The organism is Erysipelothrix sp. strain 2 (EsS2-6-Brazil), from assembly GCF_016617625.1.
GTDB classification, from domain to species: Bacteria; Bacillota_I; Bacilli_A; order Erysipelotrichales; family Erysipelotrichaceae; genus Erysipelothrix; species Erysipelothrix piscisicarius.
In genome coordinates this window covers 1-1447 of the sequence record NZ_SBAR01000030.1, presented here as the reverse complement: position 1 = coordinate 1447, position 1447 = coordinate 1, and the positions used below count along the sequence as shown (strand labels likewise).

General features: G+C 34.8%; 1 protein-coding gene. It reads right to left on the bottom strand.

The genetic code is table 11. The features are described 5' to 3' along the window. Positions 1–27: 27 nt before the first annotated feature. Positions 28–1397, bottom strand: a protein-coding gene (locus EPJ89_RS08695) for an IS3 family transposase (protein WP_414650433.1) whose coding sequence is annotated in 2 segments (ribosomal slippage) — positions 28–894 and positions 897–1397 — 1368 coding nt in all. Because the reading frame shifts where the segments join, the coding sequence is not laid out codon by codon here. Positions 1398–1447: the final 50 nt, after the last annotated feature.

Sequence of the window (1447 nt, the reverse complement as noted above, 5' to 3'; positions counted from 1 at the left end):
TGAACTGCCCCCAATATCTTGGACGGTTTAATTAAGAGTTAAACTAAAGGATTGATTTCTGTACTGTGCAGGAGTCAGTCCTTTTAGTTTGCTCTTAATTCTTTTGTTATTATAATAGTCGATATATTCTTCGATTGCTATTGTTAATTCTTTAATGCTTTTGTACGTCTTTTCTAAACCGTAATACATTTCTGATTTCATTATGCCAAAGAAACTTTCCATTAACCCATTATCAATGCTATTCCCTTTTCTTGACATACTTTGAATTATGTCTTTTTCTTTGAGAGTTTCTACAAAAAATGCATGTTGATATTGCCACCCTTGGTCAGAATGAAATATCAGATCTTTAACGAATGTGTTTTGTCGAAATGCTTTTTCAAGCATGTCTTTGATTTGATCTAAATTGGGACTTGTAGAAACATTGTACGAAATAATGTATCGTCCACATGCATCTAGAATTGGAGAAAGATATAACTTCTTGTCACCGACTCTAAATTCAGTCACGTCAGTGAACCACTTTTCATTAGGGATGAGCGATTCGAAGTCCCGCTTTATATGGTTTTCTGCTACAGAACCTACCGTTCCCTTATACGATGAATATTTCCGTTTCTTGCGTATCAACGAGTGTATTCCTAGTTTCCCCATTAAGCGCAGCACTTTCTTATGATTCACTACATGACCACGATTCTTAAGCTCCAAGGCTATTCTTCTATACCCATATAGTTCTCTATTTTCGTAGTAGATTTCAATAATTAAATTCATTAATTCATCATTCTTAAAATCTGTATCAACTTTTGAAACATAAAAATAGTAAGTTGATCGCGATAAACCAGCGATTTCAAGTAAGAGCTGTAAGGGATACTTCTGTCGTAGTGAGGAGACTGCCTTTACTTTGTCTTCTTTTCTCGCTCCACCCTTTGTTTCACTACGGCATTCAATTTTTTTAGATATTCATTCTCTGCTTCAACGTATTGAAGTTTTTTCTTGAGTTCTTTGATCTCTTCTTCAGTAGTTAAATTATCTTTATCGTTTGTTTTCTGTTTTGTCATGGAAGGTCTTCCTCGTTTCTTCTCAATGACATTATAACCGTTTTTCTTATAGGCTTGTATCCAATTATAAAGTATTCCTACAGAACTCAGCCCAATTTCTACAGCAGTTGCCGACATCGATTCGTGGTGGATCAAGACACGGTTGATTACCTCGAGTTTGAATTCAGGAGAATAATAACGGTTTCTATCCTTTCTTAAAATCTCAATACCATGAGTATCAATAAGACGCACTAGGTGATTGATAACACTCGCTCTAATACCATAGGAGTTTGAAAGTGATGGAATTGTTTTTCCGTTCTTTCTTAACGTATATATTTCTATTTTCTCTTCTCTTGTTAACTTTGACATATAAAAACCGAACCTCCTCATCTTTGTTCAAGATTTGGGGTTCGGTTCAA